18 protein-coding genes are annotated in these 17,791 nt (G+C 49.9%); 11 read left to right on the forward strand and 7 right to left on the reverse strand.

Annotated features, from left to right (window positions below; all coding sequences use genetic code 11):
• Positions 1–42: 42 nt before the first annotated feature.
• Both GII36_RS00195 and GII36_RS00200 read right to left on the reverse strand, forming a co-directional pair.
• Positions 43–543, reverse strand: a complete 501-nt coding sequence (locus GII36_RS00195; RefSeq protein ID WP_260763509.1) for a phosphatase PAP2 family protein — start codon at positions 541–543, stop codon at positions 43–45.
• On the reverse strand, positions 536–1,156 hold the full coding sequence (locus GII36_RS00200) for a DedA family protein (protein WP_260763511.1): 621 nt from the start codon (positions 1,154–1,156) through the stop codon (positions 536–538). Before GII36_RS00200 ends, GII36_RS00195 begins: the two co-directional genes overlap by 8 nt.
• Positions 1,157–1,654: 498 nt before the next feature.
• Between GII36_RS00200 and GII36_RS00205 the strand changes: the two genes are divergently transcribed.
• From GII36_RS00205 to GII36_RS00235, 7 genes are all read left to right on the forward strand, one after another.
• The gene (locus tag GII36_RS00205; RefSeq protein ID WP_260763513.1) at positions 1,655–2,338 is read left to right on the forward strand and encodes a response regulator transcription factor; all 684 of its coding nucleotides are present in this window, start codon (positions 1,655–1,657) and stop codon (positions 2,336–2,338) included.
• A complete protein-coding gene (locus tag GII36_RS00210) occupies positions 2,339–3,331 on the forward strand; it encodes a sensor histidine kinase (protein WP_260763515.1) in 993 nt (330 codons plus the stop codon). It abuts the gene before it with no gap.
• Between the two features lie 46 nt (positions 3,332–3,377).
• Entirely contained in the window at positions 3,378–3,932 is a 555-nt protein-coding gene (locus GII36_RS00215) for an FMN-binding protein (RefSeq protein ID WP_260763518.1), read from the forward strand.
• 6 nt (positions 3,933–3,938) lie between these two features.
• Positions 3,939–4,676: an FAD:protein FMN transferase gene (locus GII36_RS00220; RefSeq protein ID WP_260763520.1), complete on the forward strand. Its 738-nt coding sequence runs from the start codon at positions 3,939–3,941 to the stop codon at positions 4,674–4,676.
• Entirely contained in the window at positions 4,669–6,195 is a 1,527-nt protein-coding gene (locus GII36_RS00225) for an RnfABCDGE type electron transport complex subunit D (protein WP_260763522.1), read from the forward strand. Before GII36_RS00220 ends, GII36_RS00225 begins: the two co-directional genes overlap by 8 nt.
• Positions 6,196–6,288: 93 nt before the next feature.
• Positions 6,289–6,960 carry a response regulator transcription factor gene (locus GII36_RS00230; protein ID WP_260763523.1) on the forward strand — a complete coding sequence of 224 codons (672 nt, stop codon included), beginning with the start codon at positions 6,289–6,291 and terminating at the stop codon, positions 6,958–6,960.
• A complete protein-coding gene (locus GII36_RS00235; RefSeq protein WP_260763524.1) occupies positions 6,957–7,949 on the forward strand; it encodes a sensor histidine kinase in 993 nt (330 codons plus the stop codon). The genes GII36_RS00230 and GII36_RS00235 overlap by 4 nt, the downstream gene beginning before the upstream one ends.
• A 76-nt stretch (positions 7,950–8,025) precedes the next feature.
• Here the strand turns inward: GII36_RS00235 and GII36_RS00240 are convergent, their stop codons facing one another.
• Positions 8,026–8,841, reverse strand: coding sequence for a replication-relaxation family protein (locus GII36_RS00240; protein ID WP_260763525.1), 816 nt, complete (start codon positions 8,839–8,841; stop codon positions 8,026–8,028).
• A 111-nt stretch (positions 8,842–8,952) separates the two neighbouring features.
• Entirely contained in the window at positions 8,953–9,897 is a 945-nt protein-coding gene (locus GII36_RS00245; protein ID WP_260763526.1) for an IS1595 family transposase, read from the reverse strand.
• Between the two features lie 112 nt (positions 9,898–10,009).
• On the opposite strand from GII36_RS00245, the gene GII36_RS00250 reads away from it, so the two are divergent.
• The 3 genes from GII36_RS00250 (at position 10,010) to GII36_RS00260 (ending at position 11,590) form a co-directional block, all read left to right on the forward strand.
• A complete protein-coding gene (locus GII36_RS00250; protein ID WP_260763529.1) occupies positions 10,010–10,450 on the forward strand; it encodes a hypothetical protein in 441 nt (146 codons plus the stop codon).
• An 87-nt stretch (positions 10,451–10,537) separates the two neighbouring features.
• Positions 10,538–10,993 carry a 23S rRNA (pseudouridine(1915)-N(3))-methyltransferase RlmH gene (locus GII36_RS00255; protein ID WP_260763532.1) on the forward strand — a complete coding sequence of 152 codons (456 nt, stop codon included), beginning with the start codon at positions 10,538–10,540 and terminating at the stop codon, positions 10,991–10,993.
• A gap of 270 nt (positions 10,994–11,263) precedes the next feature.
• A complete protein-coding gene (locus GII36_RS00260) occupies positions 11,264–11,590 on the forward strand; it encodes a hypothetical protein (protein WP_260763534.1) in 327 nt (108 codons plus the stop codon).
• On the opposite strand, the gene GII36_RS00265 is transcribed toward GII36_RS00260, so the two are convergent.
• The 3 genes from GII36_RS00265 to tsaD form a co-directional block, all read right to left on the reverse strand.
• Complete coding sequence (locus GII36_RS00265) at positions 11,582–14,131, reverse strand: valine--tRNA ligase (protein WP_260763536.1); 2,550 nt, start codon at positions 14,129–14,131, stop codon at positions 11,582–11,584. The genes GII36_RS00260 and GII36_RS00265 overlap by 9 nt on opposite strands.
• A gap of 116 nt (positions 14,132–14,247) precedes the next feature.
• On the reverse strand, positions 14,248–15,189 hold the full coding sequence (locus GII36_RS00270; RefSeq protein WP_260763538.1) for a lipid II:glycine glycyltransferase FemX: 942 nt from the start codon (positions 15,187–15,189) through the stop codon (positions 14,248–14,250).
• Positions 15,186–16,265 (reverse strand): tRNA (adenosine(37)-N6)-threonylcarbamoyltransferase complex transferase subunit TsaD, encoded by a 1,080-nt coding sequence (gene tsaD, locus GII36_RS00275; RefSeq protein ID WP_260763539.1) that lies wholly within the window; start codon positions 16,263–16,265, stop codon positions 15,186–15,188. Before tsaD ends, GII36_RS00270 begins: the two co-directional genes overlap by 4 nt.
• Before the next feature lie 206 nt (positions 16,266–16,471).
• Between tsaD and GII36_RS00280 the strand changes: the two genes are divergently transcribed.
• Positions 16,472–17,758 carry a UDP-N-acetylmuramoyl-L-alanyl-D-glutamate--2,6-diaminopimelate ligase gene (locus tag GII36_RS00280; RefSeq protein ID WP_260763540.1) on the forward strand — a complete coding sequence of 429 codons (1,287 nt, stop codon included), beginning with the start codon at positions 16,472–16,474 and terminating at the stop codon, positions 17,756–17,758.
• The last annotated feature ends 33 nt before the right edge of the window (positions 17,759–17,791 follow it).

A 17,791-nucleotide genomic window follows, 5' to 3' on the forward strand; every position in this document is an offset into this window, starting at 1 on the left:
ATTGTAGCAGCGTGAATATGATAACATGATGAGGTACCTGCGCTATAAGACATGAACTTCTCCTCCATTGTGTCGTCGAGACAGATTTTTGGCTACTATGATAGTGAGAGATACGGCTATCGTTGCAGCAATCAGCCCGACGGCAATACCACCAAGAATGTCAGACCAGTGATGGACATGAGCAAATACGCGGGCAGCACCGATCAGAATAGCTACTGGAATCATCACTAGCCCCCACTTACGAGCATAGAAAAAGCTGATGAACGCCAGCGTCGTACCAAACGTCGTATGATCTGATGGAAAGCCGTTGTCCGGTGCGTGCGAAAACAGCGGCACAAGATGCTCACTCACAAATGGGCGTGGGTCGGTAATTACTAGCCCCGCAAGCTTGGCGAGGATAAACGCGCAGATGCCACCGATCGCTAGTGATATGAAATACTTTTTGCGCTCACCGCTTGGCAAGCGAAAAAAGATGATCGCAGCGAGGAGTGGCAGCACAAAAAAGAGATACTGCGCTACAAAAACGATCAGCCCATCAATCATTAGTCACCTCCGTTGTCTTTGCGTGTTTGCGTTTTTGCAAATGGACGACGGCTGGAATAAAGGACACGACCATAACGACAATCACAACTGGCAAAATATAGTGATCCATATTCGGAATGATACGGCCAAGCGTATAGCCAAGCAGTGTCACCACCAAGCCCCACAGCGTACCGCCAAGCACGTTATAGGTCAGGAACTTTTTGTATGACAGTTTGCTCACACCAGCGATTGTCGGTATGAACGTACGCACGATCGGCACAAACCGCGCAAAGATAATCGACTGCGCACCGTACTTTTCAAAGAACGCATGGGCTTCGTGCAGGTTCTTTTGCGAGAAAAAGCGTGAGTCCGGTCGCGTAAACAGTTTCGGTCCAACTTTTGAGCCGATAAAATAGCCGACGCTATCACCAACGATTGCCGCGACAACAACGATCACTAGCGTCAGAAAGATATTGAGATGTCCTTGCGACGCAAGTATGCCAGCAGTAATCAGTAGTGTATCACCCGGCAAGAAAAAACCAGCTAGTAACCCCGATTCGGCAAACACAATCACGGCAAGCCCAACATAGCCAAATGTCAGCCAGTACACCGGGTCGAGTAAATTATGCAGCACAGCAAATACTCCGTTTTCTTGATAGCAGACTGTTCATGTGGTTAGTATGCCTGATGCTAGATGGGATGAACGTGAGAATGTGACATAAAAAATATGGCTTGCCGCTCCTTGCCAAGCCATACTCGCATGTTTATTTGACCCTCCTTTCTAGGAGTATACGAATGTATACACTCTCTAGTATGAACCTCCAAATGTGATACGAACGTGAGAGCAAAATAATACGGCTTGGTCTCGCAGGCCAAGCCGTATCTGTATACAGCACTATAACTATAGTTTTGTTAGTCGTTTGTTTCGGCGTCTTTTTGACCGCCTTGCCATTCTGTCTATTTTGACCATTTCGGGTGCAGTGGGAGCTGTCATTTGCGGTGGTCATAAGATCATAGCTGCTCTACGGGTATTTTTTGGTGGTACGACAGCTATGGTAATTACTTACTTTATTGGCGCAAATGTCTAGCTGATTGTAAGCAAACTGCAAGCCAGTTAGTATACAATAGTACTATGCGCCTACTTGTCGTTGAAGATGAAGCCCGTATTGCTGAAGCTATAAAACGCGCCCTTGAACTGCATCACTATGCAGTCGATATTGTGCATGATGCAGATAGTGGTCTTACTGCTGCAGCCCATCCAGACTATGATATGGTCATTCTTGATCGCATGTTGCCTGGGAATAACGACGGTATTGGCATAGCCCAGGAATTACGTAACCAAGGTGTCGATACGCCGATCATTATGTTGACTGCACTAGGTGAAGTTGATGATCGGGTAGTCGGCTTGCAAGCCGGTGCTGATGACTATCTGCAGAAGCCGTTTGCCATGAAAGAACTGATTGCTCGCGTACAAACACTGTTTCGTCGACCTCGCTACACACTTGGCACGACACTGAAAATCGATGACCTGCAATATGACCCTGTGACATTTCAAGCTACACGCAGCGGTAAGCAGCTGTCGCTCTCGAACAAGGAAATAAAATTGCTGGAGTATATGCTTTACAATCAGGGTCAAGTGATAAGCAAAGACAAGATTATCACTCATGTCTGGGACGAAGATGCGCTGATCGTGCCTAATACTGTCGAGGTATACATGGGCTATCTTCGCAAAAAGATAGACGCTAATTTCCCCGACAGGCCACCACTTATACATACGGTTCGAGGGTTTGGTTATCAGCTAGGAGTAATCGCCTAAATGTTTAAATCGGCAACGGTCAAACTTACCCTTTGGTATGTGCTATTAGCGGCCACGCTTTGCCTTGCGTACAGTGTTGTCGTGTATCATCTTTCAACTGAAGAACTCGATGAGGCACTTAACCGGCAATACAGCAGCCTCATATCAACCGATGATCATGACAACGATAATGTGCCGCCACCGTATGCTGCGATACAAGAACACAGCAAGCATCTGCTCGGTGAATTAGTCTGGTTCAATATCACTGTTATTGCTGGTTCATCCGTTTTCGGTTACTTTTTAGCTCGACGAACACTGCGGCCAATTGAACAGGCGCATACGGCACAAATTCGTTTTACCGCCGAGGCCAGCCATGAACTTCGCACACCACTAGCTGCGATACGCGCCGATACTGAAGTTGCGCTCATGGAGAAAGGCTTAACCGCTAAAGCAAGGCGTACATTGGAGGGTAACTTGCAAGATATTGGGCGGCTCGAACAACTGACAACAAACCTACTGGATATCGCTCGCTACCATAACGGCTCGGCACCAAAACTTGGCGTGCTTGATTTCGATGAGCTAACACGCCAAGCCATTAAGCAACTCACCCATAAAGCAGACGAGAAGCACATCACCCTCAAATCGACGATTAAGCCGGTTCAGGTCATGGGCGATCAACGTACTCTAGAGCAGCTCGTCATCATCTTTATCGATAATGCCATTAAATACAGTCACGAAAATACCACAGTTACTGTCTCACTCAAGGCTGATATGGCACATGCCGTACTTACCATTAAAGATAAAGGCGTTGGCATACCGGCCGATGATATTCCACATATCTTTGAGCATTTCTATCGCTCGCAAAATACCAGTAGAACAAAGCACGTATCGGGCTACGGGCTTGGCTTGCCACTAGCCCAGGAAATCATCAGGGCGCATGGCGGTCAGGCGGAAATCGAGAGTCGGGAAAATCACGGCACAACCGTCACCGTAACATTGCCGACTGCACCATAAGCGGCCAGTAAGCAAACCTACAGGCTTAATTCGTATAGTTGTAGGTATGAAGAAAGCATCTATTGGACTGGCTGTACTTGTAACACTTGTTGGTTATAGCCTATTCGTCCGTCACGAACAACCAAAGATTAGCGCACCCTCATCATTAACAGCGGATACCTCGAATAATAACAAGTCGAATACCACCAGCACGCCTCCTAGTGAGGAGAGTACAAGTAGCGGTAGTGGTGGCGATGATACTACCTCAAGCGGCAACTCGCCATCATCTTCATCGTCAAGTAGCAGCCAAGGTTCAAGCCAGTCCAGCACGAGTACAGGAGCGTACAAGGACGGCTCATACACAGGTAGCACCGAAGATGCTTACTACGGCAACGTACAAGTAAAAGCTACGATTTCAGGTGGCAAGCTTACCAGTGTCGCGTTCTTAGATTACCCTCACACACACTCAACATCGGTCTACATTAACCAACAGGCTATGCCATACCTCCAGCAAGAGGCTATTAAAGCGCAGAGTGCAAACGTCAATATCATAAGTGGTGCAACGTACACCAGTCAGGCATTCATACAGTCACTCAGCAATGCACTGTCTCAGGCATCGTAAGGCCTCATGAAACAAACAAAAATCATCATGGGCATGCCAATTACTGTTGAGATTACGGACTCGGAAGATACACAGCTACTTGCTGACACCTTTGCTTTTTTCAATAAGGTAGATCGTCGCTACAGTACCTACAAAGACGACAGTGAAATTACTCAGATCAATAACGGTATGCCGCGCAGCGATTGGAGTCCTGAAATGCAGGAAATCATGCAGCTCTGTGAGGAAACAAAGCAAGAAACTGACGGCTATTTTGATATCAAACATGACGGCAAACTTGACCCGTCTGGCCTCGTCAAGGGCTGGTCTATTTGGGAAGCAGCCAAGCAGTTAGAAAAGCGTGGCCTCCGCAACTTTTACATTGAAGCCGGGGGCGATATTCAAGCCCAAGGCGTGAATAGTGAGCATGAGCCATGGACTGTCGGCATTCGCAATCCGTTTAATACAGATGAGATTATCAAGACACTGCATATGCATAACTGTGGTGTTGCAACATCAGGCACGTACATTCGTGGACAGCATATCTATAATCCACACCAGCCAGAAGAAGCCCCACACGGCGTGCAGAGCCTCACGGTTGTTGCGGCAAATGTCTACGAAGCCGATCGCTTTGCCACGGCTGCATTTGCAATGGGCATGAACGGCATAGCGTTCATCGAGCAGCGCGACGGGCTTGAGGGTTACCTCGTAGATAACAATGGCATGGCCACCTATACGAGCGGCTTCAAGGAGTACGTACATGCTTAAAAGCATTGATGATTTTCTCAATAAGACGACCATGTATCGTCTGCTTATTTACTACCTAGGTGGACTGCTGGGCATCGCATTTGTCGTCAGTCTATTTGGAAATCTCGGATTCAGTCCGGTTGCTCTATTGGTATCCACCGCGATTCTACTAGCCGCCTGTTGGGGCATCAACCGTGTCTTTGCATATGTGTTTCATGTACCGATGAACCACGAGTCATCGATCATTACGGCACTCATTTTGGCGCTGCTCATTACGCCAAAACTTGGCCAGTATGACCTCTTGTTCTTACTCGCTGCCTCTGGCCTTGCTATGGCATCGAAGTACGTCCTGACCATACGTGATGTGCATATCTTCAATCCAGCGGCAATTGCTGTCGTCCTCACCGCGATCGGGCCACGGCAAGATGCAAGTTGGTGGGTCGGCACGGCTACCATGCTACCATTCGTTTTAGTCGGCGGCTTCTTGGTAGTACGCAAGATCAGGCGCGAAGCAATGGTAATTGGTTTTCTGCTATCAACATTTATTGCAACAGCAGTCTTTACCATACTGAGCCACGGTGATGCGCTAACAGCACTCAAACAAGCAGCCCTGACTTCGCCAGTGTTCTTCTTAGCGTTCGTGATGCTAACCGAGCCACTAACTTCGCCAGGTACGAAAGACAAACAAACGTGGTTCGGCATATTAGTCGGCCTCCTCGTACCACCGCAAGTACATATTTTTAGCTTCTATACATCACCAGAAATTGCCTTAGTCATCGGCAACGTATTCGCCTATATCGTGAATCCACGCGTTCGAGTTTTCCCAGTACTGACGCAAAAACTTAGGATTGCAGCCAATAGTGTCGATTTTGTCTTTAATTCTGACAAGAAACTCTCATATCGGCCGGGGCAATACATGGAGTGGACGTTGCCGCATACTGGCATCGATAGCCGTGGTAATCGCCGTTACTTCACACTGGCATCATCACCAACGGAAGCAACACTACGGCTCGGCATTAAGTTCTACGAACCAAGTAGCAGCTACAAGAAAGCAATGCTCGATATGACTGACAAGACGCAAATCGTGGCCGCCCAAGTTGCCGGTGATTTTGTCCTACCGCTTAGCAAAAAACAGAAGCTAGTTTTTATCGCCGGTGGTATTGGGGTCACACCATTCCGTAGCATGGTGAAATACCTGATCGATAAAAATGAACAACGCGATGTAAAGGTGCTGTACGCCGCCAATAACTTACAGGACATTGCCTACGGTGATGTCTTTGAGCAAGCAAGACAACAACTGAATATTGCAACGACCTATGTGCTGGCGAAGCCTGATCAGAGCCAAAATCCAGCACCAAATACACGTGTCGGATATGTGGACGCAGCCGCAATCCAAGCGACCGTACCCGATTATCGCAGCCGCATATTCTACATTTCAGGCAGTCATCAAATGGTTGTCAGCGTGCAAGGCGCTTTGCTAGGTCTTGGCGTACCCCGTGGCCATATTAAGACGGATTACTTCCCTGGATATGATGTATAGATATTAGTATAAAAAGCCCTGTATGAAACAAACGTGAGATTAAAATAGGAACTTATCACGCACCTCTCATCTTTCATTGAGTACAATAGGAGTATGCAATTATTATTGGTTGAAGATCAGAAACGTCTGGCAGGGCTGCTCAAGCGCTCGCTCATCGAAGATGGCTATGCGGTAGATATCGCCTCAGACGGTCAAGAAGCAATCGACAAGTTTGATATCAACAATTACGATCTCATCATTTTAGATATAATGTTGCCAATCAAAGACGGCATAGAGGTTTGCCAAGAAATACGACGTTCCAATACGGACATTCCAATTCTCATGCTGACCGCACTCGATGGTGTTGATGATCGCATCAAAGGGCTGGATAGCGGTGCTGACGATTATCTCGTTAAGCCATTTTCAGACGGTGAATTGTCGGCACGGGTGCGGGCGCTCCTCCGACGTAGTGGTAACGGTCGCCCGACTATCCTGATTATCGGCGAGCTGGTGTTAAATCCAGCGACAAAGAGCGTGACATACAAAGGCACTCTGTTGCCGCTAACCGCCAAAGAATATACGCTGCTAAGCTACTTCATGTATCATGCGGGCGAATTGCTTTCAAAGAACGATCTCTTAGAGCATGTCTGGGATATGAATTATGATGGCTTGTCGAACGTGGTAGAAACCTATGTACGATATCTCCGTAAACGCCTGCGTGATGTTGATAGTAGCAAGGAACTTATCACAACCGTCCGCAATCTGGGCTACAGGTTAGACGCATGAACGGACTCAAGCAAACCACTCTCCGATTGACCATCCAATACTCGTTGATCTTTTTTGCCTTTGTATGGTTATTCAGTGGTGGTATCTATCTTTGGGTAAATAATTCACTTGGCGAGGGCTATGTCAATCGCATCAACAATGCGCTTGAGCAGCAGCATAGCACCACAAAACACCCGGTCGAGTTGTCCGATAGTGATGCGGCAGTGGCGGCAGATATTACGCTCGACAAGCTCCGTGACATACTCATCACGGTCAACACGGTCGCCTTGGTAGTTATCCCACTTGCCGCATACTACATCTCGCGTCGCACGCTAAAACCTCTTGTCGAGAGTCAGAAATCGCAGCAACGTTTTGTTGCCAATGCCTCGCACGAACTCCGCACACCGCTGGCGGTGATGCTGGCTGATCTTGATTGGGCGGCCAAGAAGCCGCGCAGTGCCGACGAATACAAAACCACAATCTACAATACCCGCGAAGAAGTGAAACAAATGACCACGCTCGTCACCAGTCTTTTGCTACTGGCGCGACTCAATGACACGATGACGATCAAGAAACAAGCCGTGTCACTCAGTGATGCGGTACTAAGCGCCATAAAGTACTACGACCACGCAGCACAGGCGCGGCACATTTCGTTCAAAACAGCACTTGAAACCGATGAAATAGGAGGTGACACCGAACTTATTGGTATTGTTCTGCGCAACCTTGTCGATAATGCAGTGAAGTATGCCAATGAACGCACGACCGTTGAGATTAGCAGCGAAACGGCAGGCAAAAAAGCCCGCGTGACTGTCCGCAATACCGCCGACGAGTTTGATGCAAGCAAACTCACGCACCTGTTTGATCGGTTCTACCAAAGCGACGAACATCAAGGTGGCGAAGGTTTTGGTCTAGGACTGGCGATTGCCCAGCAAATCGTTGAAGCACATGGCGGGCAGATTGAAGCACGCACACTTGGCGAGCATACAATCGAGATTAGTTTTGTACTGTAGGAAGCAATGCTATTTTTCTTTCAGAAAAATAGCCAACTCCCCAAACGGCAAGCCGTTTACGGAGTTAGGTAAATAGTCACAGGCTCATACGCCCAGAATCTTCATCGTCATCATCTATCTTCTGCCATAGTTTAGCTGTGCCAGTGGTTTTATCGAGCTGCTCCCTCGTCACTGTCGCAAATGTTACCTCGTCAGTAATATATTTTTCGTCGAGCGCTCTTTTGATCTGTCCCATGAGTTTCTTCTGCGTCTTGGCGTCCTGACACACGGCGAGAACAGTTGGTAAAGCATACTCATCGGTTGGCCACTCTCCCTCTTCAGCGTAAGTGATATAATTACGGGCTTTCCGCACACTCACAAAGAAGGGCGTCGTGTCATCCCAGATATCAAGAAAGTAGCGACGAGGCGCTTCTTGCCTTGTTTTGGGCTTGAAGCTCAGGAAGAGATCAGGCTTCCAGGTTGGAAAGTAGCTATAGGCTACCATGGAGCTTTTGGTAAATAGACGGAGCTTGTCGCCATATAGGGCTTGTAACTGCAACGCTATATCAGCCACGTTCAGACAATGTGCGATAAAGTCCGGCGACACGGTTTTGTTTTTGTAGAGGGCTTTTATAGCCCACTCGTTCGTACTATCGGGTGGTAATGTCCTAGCTCCTTTGGGTGTCAAAAAGTATTCTGCGGCACGTCCTGCAAGCTTGTATGATGGCTGGTAACGCTTGCTAATATAGCCTTGTTCTTCCAGTATTTGCAGCTTGTTTTGTATAGCTTTATGGCTCGGTTTACCTAGATGCTTAGCTATTTGTTTACTGGTACTGAATCGAGATTTATAGAGCCAATTTAATACTGCTAATTGTTCGGAGTTTAAGGGTCTATGGTATTTGGCTACAGTCATACTAATCGTCAATCACTTTCTTCTTTATATTTATATATAAAAAGAGAGGAAAAAGAAAGAGAAAAAACAGATAGAAAAGAGTTTTATAGCTTGGGTATCGGTAACTAATTTTTAAGAACGCTTGCGAGTGAGGTTTTTATACATGAGGCGCTTGCCGTAGATGTTATCAAACCAAGCCTCAAAACGCTCGCCGTCAGTCAGTTCACGTGTGTTCCAGCGGAAACTATACTCGTCACAATAAAGCTGCAAATGCTTGGCGCTGACATGGTGGTAAATGCCATTGATACCGCGCTTTAAGTGCGACCAAAAACTCTCTGCGGTGTTCGTACTAGCCATACCGTTTACAAACTCTTTGACGCCGTGATTGACGCTTTCGTGCTTGAAACCAAGTTTAGGCAACGTGCGATATGGCATGTGTTCGTCTGTGTAGATCGTCGCGTCAATGTCGATGTTTTTGCGTGCCAAGTTCATGAGCGTATTGCTGCCAGTATCTTTTGTAGCAATCGCGCGTAGTCTGCCGCCGCGTTCAACCATACCAACAACGGGCGCTTTACTATTCTTGCTGCCGTGACCTTGTGCGCCCTTGCCGGTGAGGGTCTTGAGCTTCTTACTATGGTGTTTGTTCTTATCAGAGCCGCCTATATACGCCTCATCCATTTCAACCTCGCCAGTGAGCTTTTCAAAGCTGCCTGTTTCAAATACATGTCGTATACGCTGGAGCATAAACCACGCGGTCTTTTGGGTAACGCCAATATACCGACTAAGCTGAAGCGACGATATACCTTTTTTGAGGCTTGTACATAGGTAGATAGCCAAGAACCATTTTTGTAGTGGCACGGGGCTATCTTCAAAGATACTGCCTATACGCACCGTAAACGGACTACGGCAGCTTGCGCATTTTAGACGGCCTGTTTTTAGTTTGTATACTTTGACGCCTATTTCGCCACATTTTGGGCATGTAACGCCGTTTGACCAGCGCTGCTCAAACAAGAACTTTTGACACTGTTCTTCTGTGGCAAATGAGTTGTAGAATTGAATGAGGTTGAATGCTTCCATACCTCTATTGTATCAGGGGTGATTGGTAACGTCAAGTATATAATTGCCTAAGATTATGTCACAATAGTACTACATGCGGGAGAGTCCCCATGTGAGGCACGAGAGGTGTAAGATGGGACACAAAATAAGTGTTGATGCACAGCGCAGTGATATGCAGTTTGAAGCTGCAAATACTAGTTGTCGCCGTGCGGTCTTGGGGTTTATTGCTGCAAGACTTGCTCACGCACAAGGTGTGGGTGATTCACCGGATCCAATTCCCGTCACGGTGTATAGTCGCAACGACGAGCTGTGTGAAGGTTGGTATCTCGTCTGGGTAGGGTTGACCGGTGCGGAGACGGTCTGTGTGTTGGCGCAAGATCTCGACACTGAGACGGAGGACATCCGTGCGATTTCTGTCACGGTCGATCTTTCGGTCGACGATTATGCCACCACGGATAGCTTTGAAGTAGTCACCACTGGCATGCGGGAAGGCGACGATACCCCAACATTCTGGGCGTTCGTACAGAGTACGATCGCTCTGCAGTGGAGTGAGGGCATCTACTTTGCCCACTAGCAGGAGGGGGTAGCGCCCTTCCCTCGTGCCCTATGCGTCGATAACTGCCTAGTTATCCTGACGAGTCCTGGTAGGACGAAACGCATTATGAGTATCAACATCATCACAATCGGCAAAAAACACGAACCCTGGATCACTGAGGGCCTGGATCGCTATCAGAAGCGCCTCCAGAAGCCTTATGACGTGAAATGGGTCTTGTTGCCGCATAGTAGTCTGGAGGGCACACAGGCGCGTCAAGAAGAGTCGGAGCGTATCGTGCAAAAGCTTGGCAAAGCTGAGTACGTGGTGTTGCTAGACGAAATTGGCAAAAACTTATCGTCGCCGGAGCTAGGTGCTATGCTTGATACTCAGTTTGGTCGGGGTAGCGTTACGCTTGTCATCGGAGGTGCTTACGGTGTTACACGCGAGCTGCAGCAACGTGCCGATCTGGTGTGGTCGCTGTCGCGCCTGGTGTTTCCGCATCAGCTTGTGCGGCTACTGCTCATCGAGCAACTCTACAGGGCTCAGGAAATACAAAAAGGTGGCAAATACCACCATATCTAGACACATTCACTACCCTGTGTTCAGTAGTTGACTTTGATTCGTGCGCCAGTGAACTCCTGTAGAGGTTGCGGCGGTGGACAAGTGGGTTATGAGATCTACCCGCTCTAGGGCTACGGCCACTTGAGGGGAGCCATTTTGGTGACAATTATGTATATCGGGGTGCACGATGCCGCGCAATATTTGTTGATGAACACACATACTTCATCATGATATTGACTTTTAATCATACTTATGCTAATATGTATATACACAATATAACAAACACAAATAATGCAGTACATCACACAACCTATTCTTGGACTTCTCGCACTCAGCACACTACTGGGAGTTTGCGTGCATGACATGCATATCGACAAAGCCATGGTACACGCCATCTCTCAGGCACATGCTGGCGATAGTGGTAACAGTAGTGATGGCGGCAAGGTGTCGGTGAGTTCTAATGCTCATACGCATAGCGAGAAGGTGTCATATAGCAATCACGCCCGTGCTGCGACAGCTCGTGACCCACGCCAAGACAAGGCTAAGCACCATAGTCAATCCGACTACTATCGTTTACCCGGCGGCTCGGATATCGATCACACGCTCGTACTAGCGTAGTACGTCGAGTTCTTCCTGGAGCCGTACGATGAGTATGGCGGTCGCTTCGATTTCGTGTTTAGTTTCTTCTACCAAATGTGCCGGTGCTTTGGCGACGTAGTTTTCGTTGGCGAGGCGGGCTTCGAGCGCGGCAGCTTTCTGGCGTGTCTCGGCTAGGCGCACTTCCAGGTTTGTCTGGTGCTCGTACAGGGTGTCGGCATCGATATCCAGCCAGGCCTCGCGACCAGAACTTGCCAGGCGCAGTCCCCTGGCTTGGTCGACATGGGCTACATCGCTCACACGCGATAGCTGTTTGATCAAGGCGGCGTTTTCTTCTACGAGTGTGTCTTGCTGGAATAGGAGTGGATAACGCTTGTTGCCGGGGAGCTCACTCATCACATAGCGGGCTTCAGACACCAGTGCTTGTACTCGAGTGAATTCACCTGCAGCAATCTCGTCGTGGTCGATCGCCTCTGGCCAATGTTCGAGTATGAGGACGCTGTCGGTCCACGGGAGCGTCTGCCAGACGGTCTCGGTCACAAATGGTGCAAATGGATGTGCGATACGCAGCGATGTCTCGAGTACCCATGCCAAGAGGTCTGGGTTGGTGTCGGCTTTGCTAGCTTCGACATACCAGTCGGCTACGCTATCCCAGATGGTGTGGTAGACGGTTTCGCCTGCGTCGGCGAAGCGGTAGCCGGCAATTTGCTGATCTATCTCGGTACTAGCCTGGAGTAGTTCGGCGACGATCCAGTGGTCGGCTAAGCTCTTCGGCGCCGGTGCACCAGGTGTGTAGTCTTCGCCTAGACGATCGAGTATGAAGCGAGAGATATTCCAGAGTTTATTGCAGAAATTGCGTCCCGCCAGTACTTTGCTAGTAGAAAACGCTTGGTTCTGCCCTGCCCCGCGACTAGAGATGAGCCCTAGGCGGAGTGCGTCGGAGCCGTATTTGGCAAGTGTTTCCATGGGGTTGACGACGTTGCCTTTGCTTTTGCTCATTTTTTGCCCATGTTCGTCGAGCACGAGGCCGTGGAGGTATACATCGCGAAACGGTACCTTGTCGGTAGCATAGAGACCGAGCATGATCATACGAGCGACCCACTGGTAGAGGATATCGTGGCCTGTTTCGAGTACAGAGGTAGGGTAGTATTTAGCAAGTTCCCCACCGTCTAGGTAATCGGTAGTGATGAACGGCCACTGACCGGAGCTAAACCATGTGTCGAAGGTATCTTCTTCTCTGGTATATGTTGTGCCATTTACTACGATTTCTTTTTCTTCGACCCGCTCGTCAAAGATCCAGTCCTCGGGATCATTGATGTTTACAAAAGCCGGAATAGGGATACCCCAGGGGATTTGGCGCGAGATGTTCCAGTCCTTGAGATTCTTGTAGTATTGCAGCACGGCGGATTTGCGTGTCTCTGGATAAAATGTAATCTCCCCTGCCTCGATGGTAGTCACAGCCTTCTCTACGAGTGGCTTGACGTTGACGAACCACTGCTCTTTGATGAGCGGCTGGATGGGTAGGCCACTTTTGTAGTCGTAGCCTACGGAGTGTTCGATTGTCTCTTCGCCACGACGGAGCTCTTGGGCTTCTAGGGCTGCGAGTACGCGTTTACGGGCTTCGTCTACCTCAAGCCCGGCATAGTTGCCGGCGGCGGCTGTCATCTTGCCGTCAAAACCGATGACCTGAATGCGCTCGAGATCGTGGCGATTACCCATCTCGAAGTCGTTGGGGTCGTGGGCTGGAGTGATTTTCACCACGCCAGTGCCATATGCAGGATCTACGTAGTCGTCGGCGATGACGGGTATTTCACGATCTGTCAGCGGTAGCTGTACCTTGCTGCCGATGAGATGTTTGTAGCGTTCGTCGTCTGGATGTACTGCTACGGCGGTATCGCCGAGCAATGTCTCCGGGCGGGTTGTCGCCACGACTAGCTCCCCTACCTTGTCGATCAGCGGGTAGGCGATCTTCCAGAGCGTACCCTTTTCTGTCTTGTGGTCGACCTCGATATCGGCGTAGCTGGTCTGGTATTTGGTGCTGTAGTTGACGATACGCTCACCTCTGTAGATTAGGCCTTCATCCCACATCTTCTTGAATGTTTTGTAGACGGTGTCGATGACCTTTTTGTCGAGAGTAAACGTGAGATTGCTCCAGTCGGCACTGGCGCCAAGAGCGCGGAGTTGTAGCTCCATGTTGCCGCGCTGCTCATCGACGAAGTTCCAGACCTGACTATAGAGCTGTTCCCTACTGAAATCGAAGCGACTCTGCCCTTTCTCGCGCAGGATGCGTTCGTAGACTACCCATGTCTCGAAGCCGGCATGGTCTGCTCCAGGCAGATACACCGTATCATAGCCTTTCATACGGTGATAGCGGATCAGGATATCTTCTACCTCTACCATGAGCGCGTGACCGACATGCAGGTTGCCGTTGGCATTTGGCGGGGGCATGACGATACTATAGGGTTCGCCTGTGCCTCGAGGTGAAAAAGCGCCAGAGGTCTCCCACATGGCGTAAATATTTGGTTCGTACTGATCCGGTTCGTATGTTTTGGCTAGCTGCATGAAGGTCCCGTGGTTTCACATGAAATGCGGCAACACCCAATAGCTCACGTGTCAAATATCGTGAATATGCCTACCCAGGTTTGCCACATGTTTGTTTCTGTATTCAGTATAGCACACTACGAGATAGTGCGTTTGATATAGCGCGCAGCGCGGTAAGCCCGGTGGGTGAGTGGACGTACTGGGTATTCGTATGTCTCAGATAGGTCATAGAGCTCGCCACCGAACGAGCGCTTGAATTTGGTGAAGCCGGCCCATTTGTGCTCGGGGTCTTCACTGTCGGTCACACCGTAGAGGTCGCAAATAGATTTGCCATGTTCATGTGTATCGACGATGATAGCAGCGAGCAGGGCTGTAGAGGCACCTAGTTTGCGATGCTCGTGGCTAGCTGCAGCATGGGCGTAGTAGTGGGTGTGTTCATCTTCATATACTAGGGCTGCGGCGATTGTCTCTCCTTCGTATGTCATGAAGTGGAGCGAGGCGGCACCGAGAGGGAGTAGGGTAGTAGCCTGTTGTTCGAAGTAACTATCTGGATGCACAGTAATTTGATTGTGCGCGGCCACTCCATGGAGCAAGGTAGTGAGGCGCGTGATGTCGGCAGGATCAGTGCTGCGCTCATAGGTCATACCTTTTTTCTTGTAGGTTCGATAGAGATTGCGGTTGTTTTGCTTCATATCGGCCACGATCTCGTCTGTAGGCCGCGTAGTGTCGATGTGCCAGGTGTGGGCAGGCTGCGAATACGCGGTACGGTTGGCGCCCAGATGTTTCATATCGGTAGGGGTGAAGACGGTGCCAAGCGGCTGGATACGGACATAGGCGGCTTTTTGGCTGCGGGCGAGGGCTCTCAGTGACGCCAGTGCCGTGCGGAGTGCTCGGTGGTTGGTAGCAGTAGGACCGTAAGGGCAGTACAAGCGACTCAAGCCGAAGCGAGCGGGCTCCAGAATAGCGCGGTATTCCCAGTTGTCACCACTACGGTGAAATACGGTGCGCCCCTGCGCTTCCTGAAACGCCTGCCATGCGGCAGATTGCAGAAAGTGGATAGATGGAACGTTGTGACTCATACAACATTCTCCTGTACCATCGACAAGCTTGGACGGATTTCGAGGGCAAACGGTGATGTGGGCTCGACGCGCTTGGATTGGTAATAGCCTAGGGTGGCGATCATGGCGGCGTTGTCGGTACAGAGCTGGATAGGAGCGTATTCAATATCGAGAGGCAAGGCGGCCGAGAGTTGACGGCGCAGTTCTTGGTTGGCAGCCACACCACCGGCGATTACGACAGAGGCGGGCTGGTATTCATCGTAGGCTCGGCGTGCTTTGTCCACGAGGGTTTCGATAGCGATATGCTGGAAGCTAGCGGCAAAATCATGCCGCATTTGCTCATCTACGCGCACTGGGAGCTCGTGAGAGGGAAAAGTGAAGTCTACACCCACTTCGCGCTGTAGACGGCGTAGGACGGCTGTTTTGAGGCCAGAAAAGCTGAAATCATACATACCAGCCAGTTTGGCTTTCGGGAAATCATATTTGTGTGCGTCACCTTGCTCGGCAGCACGGGAGATAGACGGCCCACCCGGGTAGGGGAGTCCCAGCATTTTGGCAACTTTGTCGAACGCTTCGCCTATAGCATCGTCCTGCGTCTGGCCGAGTAGTGTGTAGTCGCCATGATCGCGAAACAGCACGAGTTGAGAGTGACCGCCACTGACGATAAGCGCCAACATAGGGAAAGTAGGCTGCTTGGTTGGGAGCGTGAGGTTGAGCGAATCTGCTTGCTGAGTGATGAAGTTGGCATATACATGCGCCTCCACGTGATGGATAGGGTAGAGCGGCTTGTTGTGCAGATATGCCAGTGTTTTGGCGGCGAGTGTGCCGATGAGGAGCGAGCCAGATAGTCCGGGGGCATAGGTAACGGCGATCGCGTCGATATTATCCCAAGTTACGTCTGCGTCGCTCAACGCTTTGTTGACGACGGGCATAACAACCTCTAGATGACTACGGGCGGCTACTTCTGGCACGACACCTCCGTACTGTGAGTGGATATCTATCTGAGAATTCACGACATTACTGCAGAGTCGCGTACCGTCTTGTACCACGGCAGCGGCAGTTTCGTCACAACTACTCTCGATTCCCAAAATCAGCATGTGTCACTAGTGTAACATACGTATTTGCTGTGAAGAATCTGGCGATGAGCCCAACAATAAACCCTATAGTATCAGTTGAGACAATAGGGACATAGAGTCATTTGTCGCTACGAATGATTTGCCATGGCTGTTTCATGTCTTTAGTACATCTGGAAGATTAATGTCAGATGGCCCTCGGCCCTACGTTTGGTGGTAAAATAGATGGTATGAAAGACAAACTTGTCCATGGGGTTCGAAAAGCGTTGCCGGCGCGTTCGGTGACCAAGCTCGAAGAGGGGTATCGCAAAGCGCGTGTGCGAGCGGTGAACGCACGCTACGGTTACCCAGCGCGAGGGCTCAAGGTGATTGCTGTGACTGGCACCAACGGCAAGACGACAACGATCAATTACATCAATTCGATTTTGAAGGCCGCCGACTACAAAACAGCTATGTTTAGTACCGCGCTTATTGAGATAGCAGGGCAGGAGCGAGCAAACGACCTCAACCGCACCGTACCGCTGACAAACCAGCTGTACGAGTTCTTCGCTGAGGCAAAAAAGGCCAAGGTAGACTACGTGGTACTGGAGATCACTAGCCATGCGTTGCAGCAGCACAAACTCGACGGTGTGCCGATCGAAGCCGCTATCATGACCAATCTCACACAGGACCATCTAGATTATCACAAGACGATGGAGAACTACGCGGCAGCCAAAGCAATTTTGTTTAGAAACTCTCCACGCTATATCGTGCTCAATCACGACGACAAATGGTTCGACTACTACGACAAGTTTGAAGCTGGCGAGCAAAAGATGACATATGGTGAAAACGAGGCCGCCGAAGCACACATTACCCGTACCAAGCTCTACAAGAAGGGGAGTGAAGCCGATGTGGTGTTTGACCACCAAACCAAGCTGGAGTTGGCGACACATCTTCCGGGCAAGTTCAATATCAGCAATATGACGGCCGCAGCTACCATTGCCTACCTGCTAGGAGTGAGTGTGGATAAGATTGTAGAAGGCGTGGCCGATCTCGAAGCGGTACCAGGTCGATTTGAACATGTCGATGTGGGCGACAAGGGTTACGAGGTAGTGGTGGACTACGCACACACCCCAGATGCCATCGAGAAGCTACTTGAAGCGGCGCGTTCGGTGACGAAGAACCGCGTCATATTGGTCTTCGGAGCAACAGGTGACCGCGACAAAGGCAAGCGTCCTATCATGGGTGAGATTGCCGCTAGGTTAGCCGACCGTATCGTCGTGACAGACGAAGAGAGCTACAACGAAGAGCCGAGCGGCATCCGCGCGGCGGTGATCCAGGGTGTCGAGAGTGCGGGCGGTAGCGGCAAGCTGACCGAGATTCCCGATCGGCGCGAAGCCATCGAGAAAGCGCTGTCTATCGCGACAAAGGGTGATATGATACTCATCACTGGTATGGGGCATGAGCAGTACCGTATCATAAACGGCAAGCAGATTCCATGGAATGATGCGGCGGTGGTGAAAGAACTAACGTCATAAATTGAATGCGCCCCGCCGAAGCGGGGCCGAACG

The sequence above is a fragment of the Candidatus Mycosynbacter amalyticus genome, from assembly GCF_025273655.1.
In the GTDB taxonomy this organism is placed as follows: Bacteria; Patescibacteriota; Saccharimonadia; order Saccharimonadales; family Saccharimonadaceae; genus Mycosynbacter; species Mycosynbacter amalyticus.

Excerpts from the sequence above, each read along its gene's own strand:
- GII36_RS00195 (WP_260763509.1), bottom strand. The coding sequence starts at position 543 with ATGATTGATGGGCTGATCGTTTTTGTAGCGCAGTATCTCTTTTTTGTG.
- GII36_RS00205 (WP_260763513.1), top strand. The coding sequence starts at position 1,655 with ATGCGCCTACTTGTCGTTGAAGATGAAGCCCGTATTGCTGAAGCTATA.
- GII36_RS00210 (WP_260763515.1), top strand. The coding sequence starts at position 2,339 with ATGTTTAAATCGGCAACGGTCAAACTTACCCTTTGGTATGTGCTATTA.
- GII36_RS00215 (WP_260763518.1), top strand. The coding sequence starts at position 3,378 with ATGAAGAAAGCATCTATTGGACTGGCTGTACTTGTAACACTTGTTGGT.
- GII36_RS00220 (WP_260763520.1), top strand. The coding sequence starts at position 3,939 with ATGAAACAAACAAAAATCATCATGGGCATGCCAATTACTGTTGAGATT.
- GII36_RS00225 (WP_260763522.1), top strand. The coding sequence starts at position 4,669 with ATGCTTAAAAGCATTGATGATTTTCTCAATAAGACGACCATGTATCGT.
- GII36_RS00230 (WP_260763523.1), top strand. The coding sequence starts at position 6,289 with ATGCAATTATTATTGGTTGAAGATCAGAAACGTCTGGCAGGGCTGCTC.
- GII36_RS00235 (WP_260763524.1), top strand. The coding sequence starts at position 6,957 with ATGAACGGACTCAAGCAAACCACTCTCCGATTGACCATCCAATACTCG.
- GII36_RS00240 (WP_260763525.1), bottom strand. The coding sequence starts at position 8,841 with ATGACTGTAGCCAAATACCATAGACCCTTAAACTCCGAACAATTAGCA.
- GII36_RS00245 (WP_260763526.1), bottom strand. The coding sequence starts at position 9,897 with ATGGAAGCATTCAACCTCATTCAATTCTACAACTCATTTGCCACAGAA.
- GII36_RS00250 (WP_260763529.1), top strand. The coding sequence starts at position 10,010 with ATGGGACACAAAATAAGTGTTGATGCACAGCGCAGTGATATGCAGTTT.
- GII36_RS00255 (WP_260763532.1), top strand. The coding sequence starts at position 10,538 with ATGAGTATCAACATCATCACAATCGGCAAAAAACACGAACCCTGGATC.
- GII36_RS00260 (WP_260763534.1), top strand. The coding sequence starts at position 11,264 with ATGCAGTACATCACACAACCTATTCTTGGACTTCTCGCACTCAGCACA.
- GII36_RS00265 (WP_260763536.1), bottom strand. The coding sequence starts at position 14,131 with ATGCAGCTAGCCAAAACATACGAACCGGATCAGTACGAACCAAATATT.
- GII36_RS00270 (WP_260763538.1), bottom strand. The coding sequence starts at position 15,189 with ATGAGTCACAACGTTCCATCTATCCACTTTCTGCAATCTGCCGCATGG.
- tsaD (WP_260763539.1), bottom strand. The coding sequence starts at position 16,265 with ATGCTGATTTTGGGAATCGAGAGTAGTTGTGACGAAACTGCCGCTGCC.
- GII36_RS00280 (WP_260763540.1), top strand. The coding sequence starts at position 16,472 with ATGAAAGACAAACTTGTCCATGGGGTTCGAAAAGCGTTGCCGGCGCGT.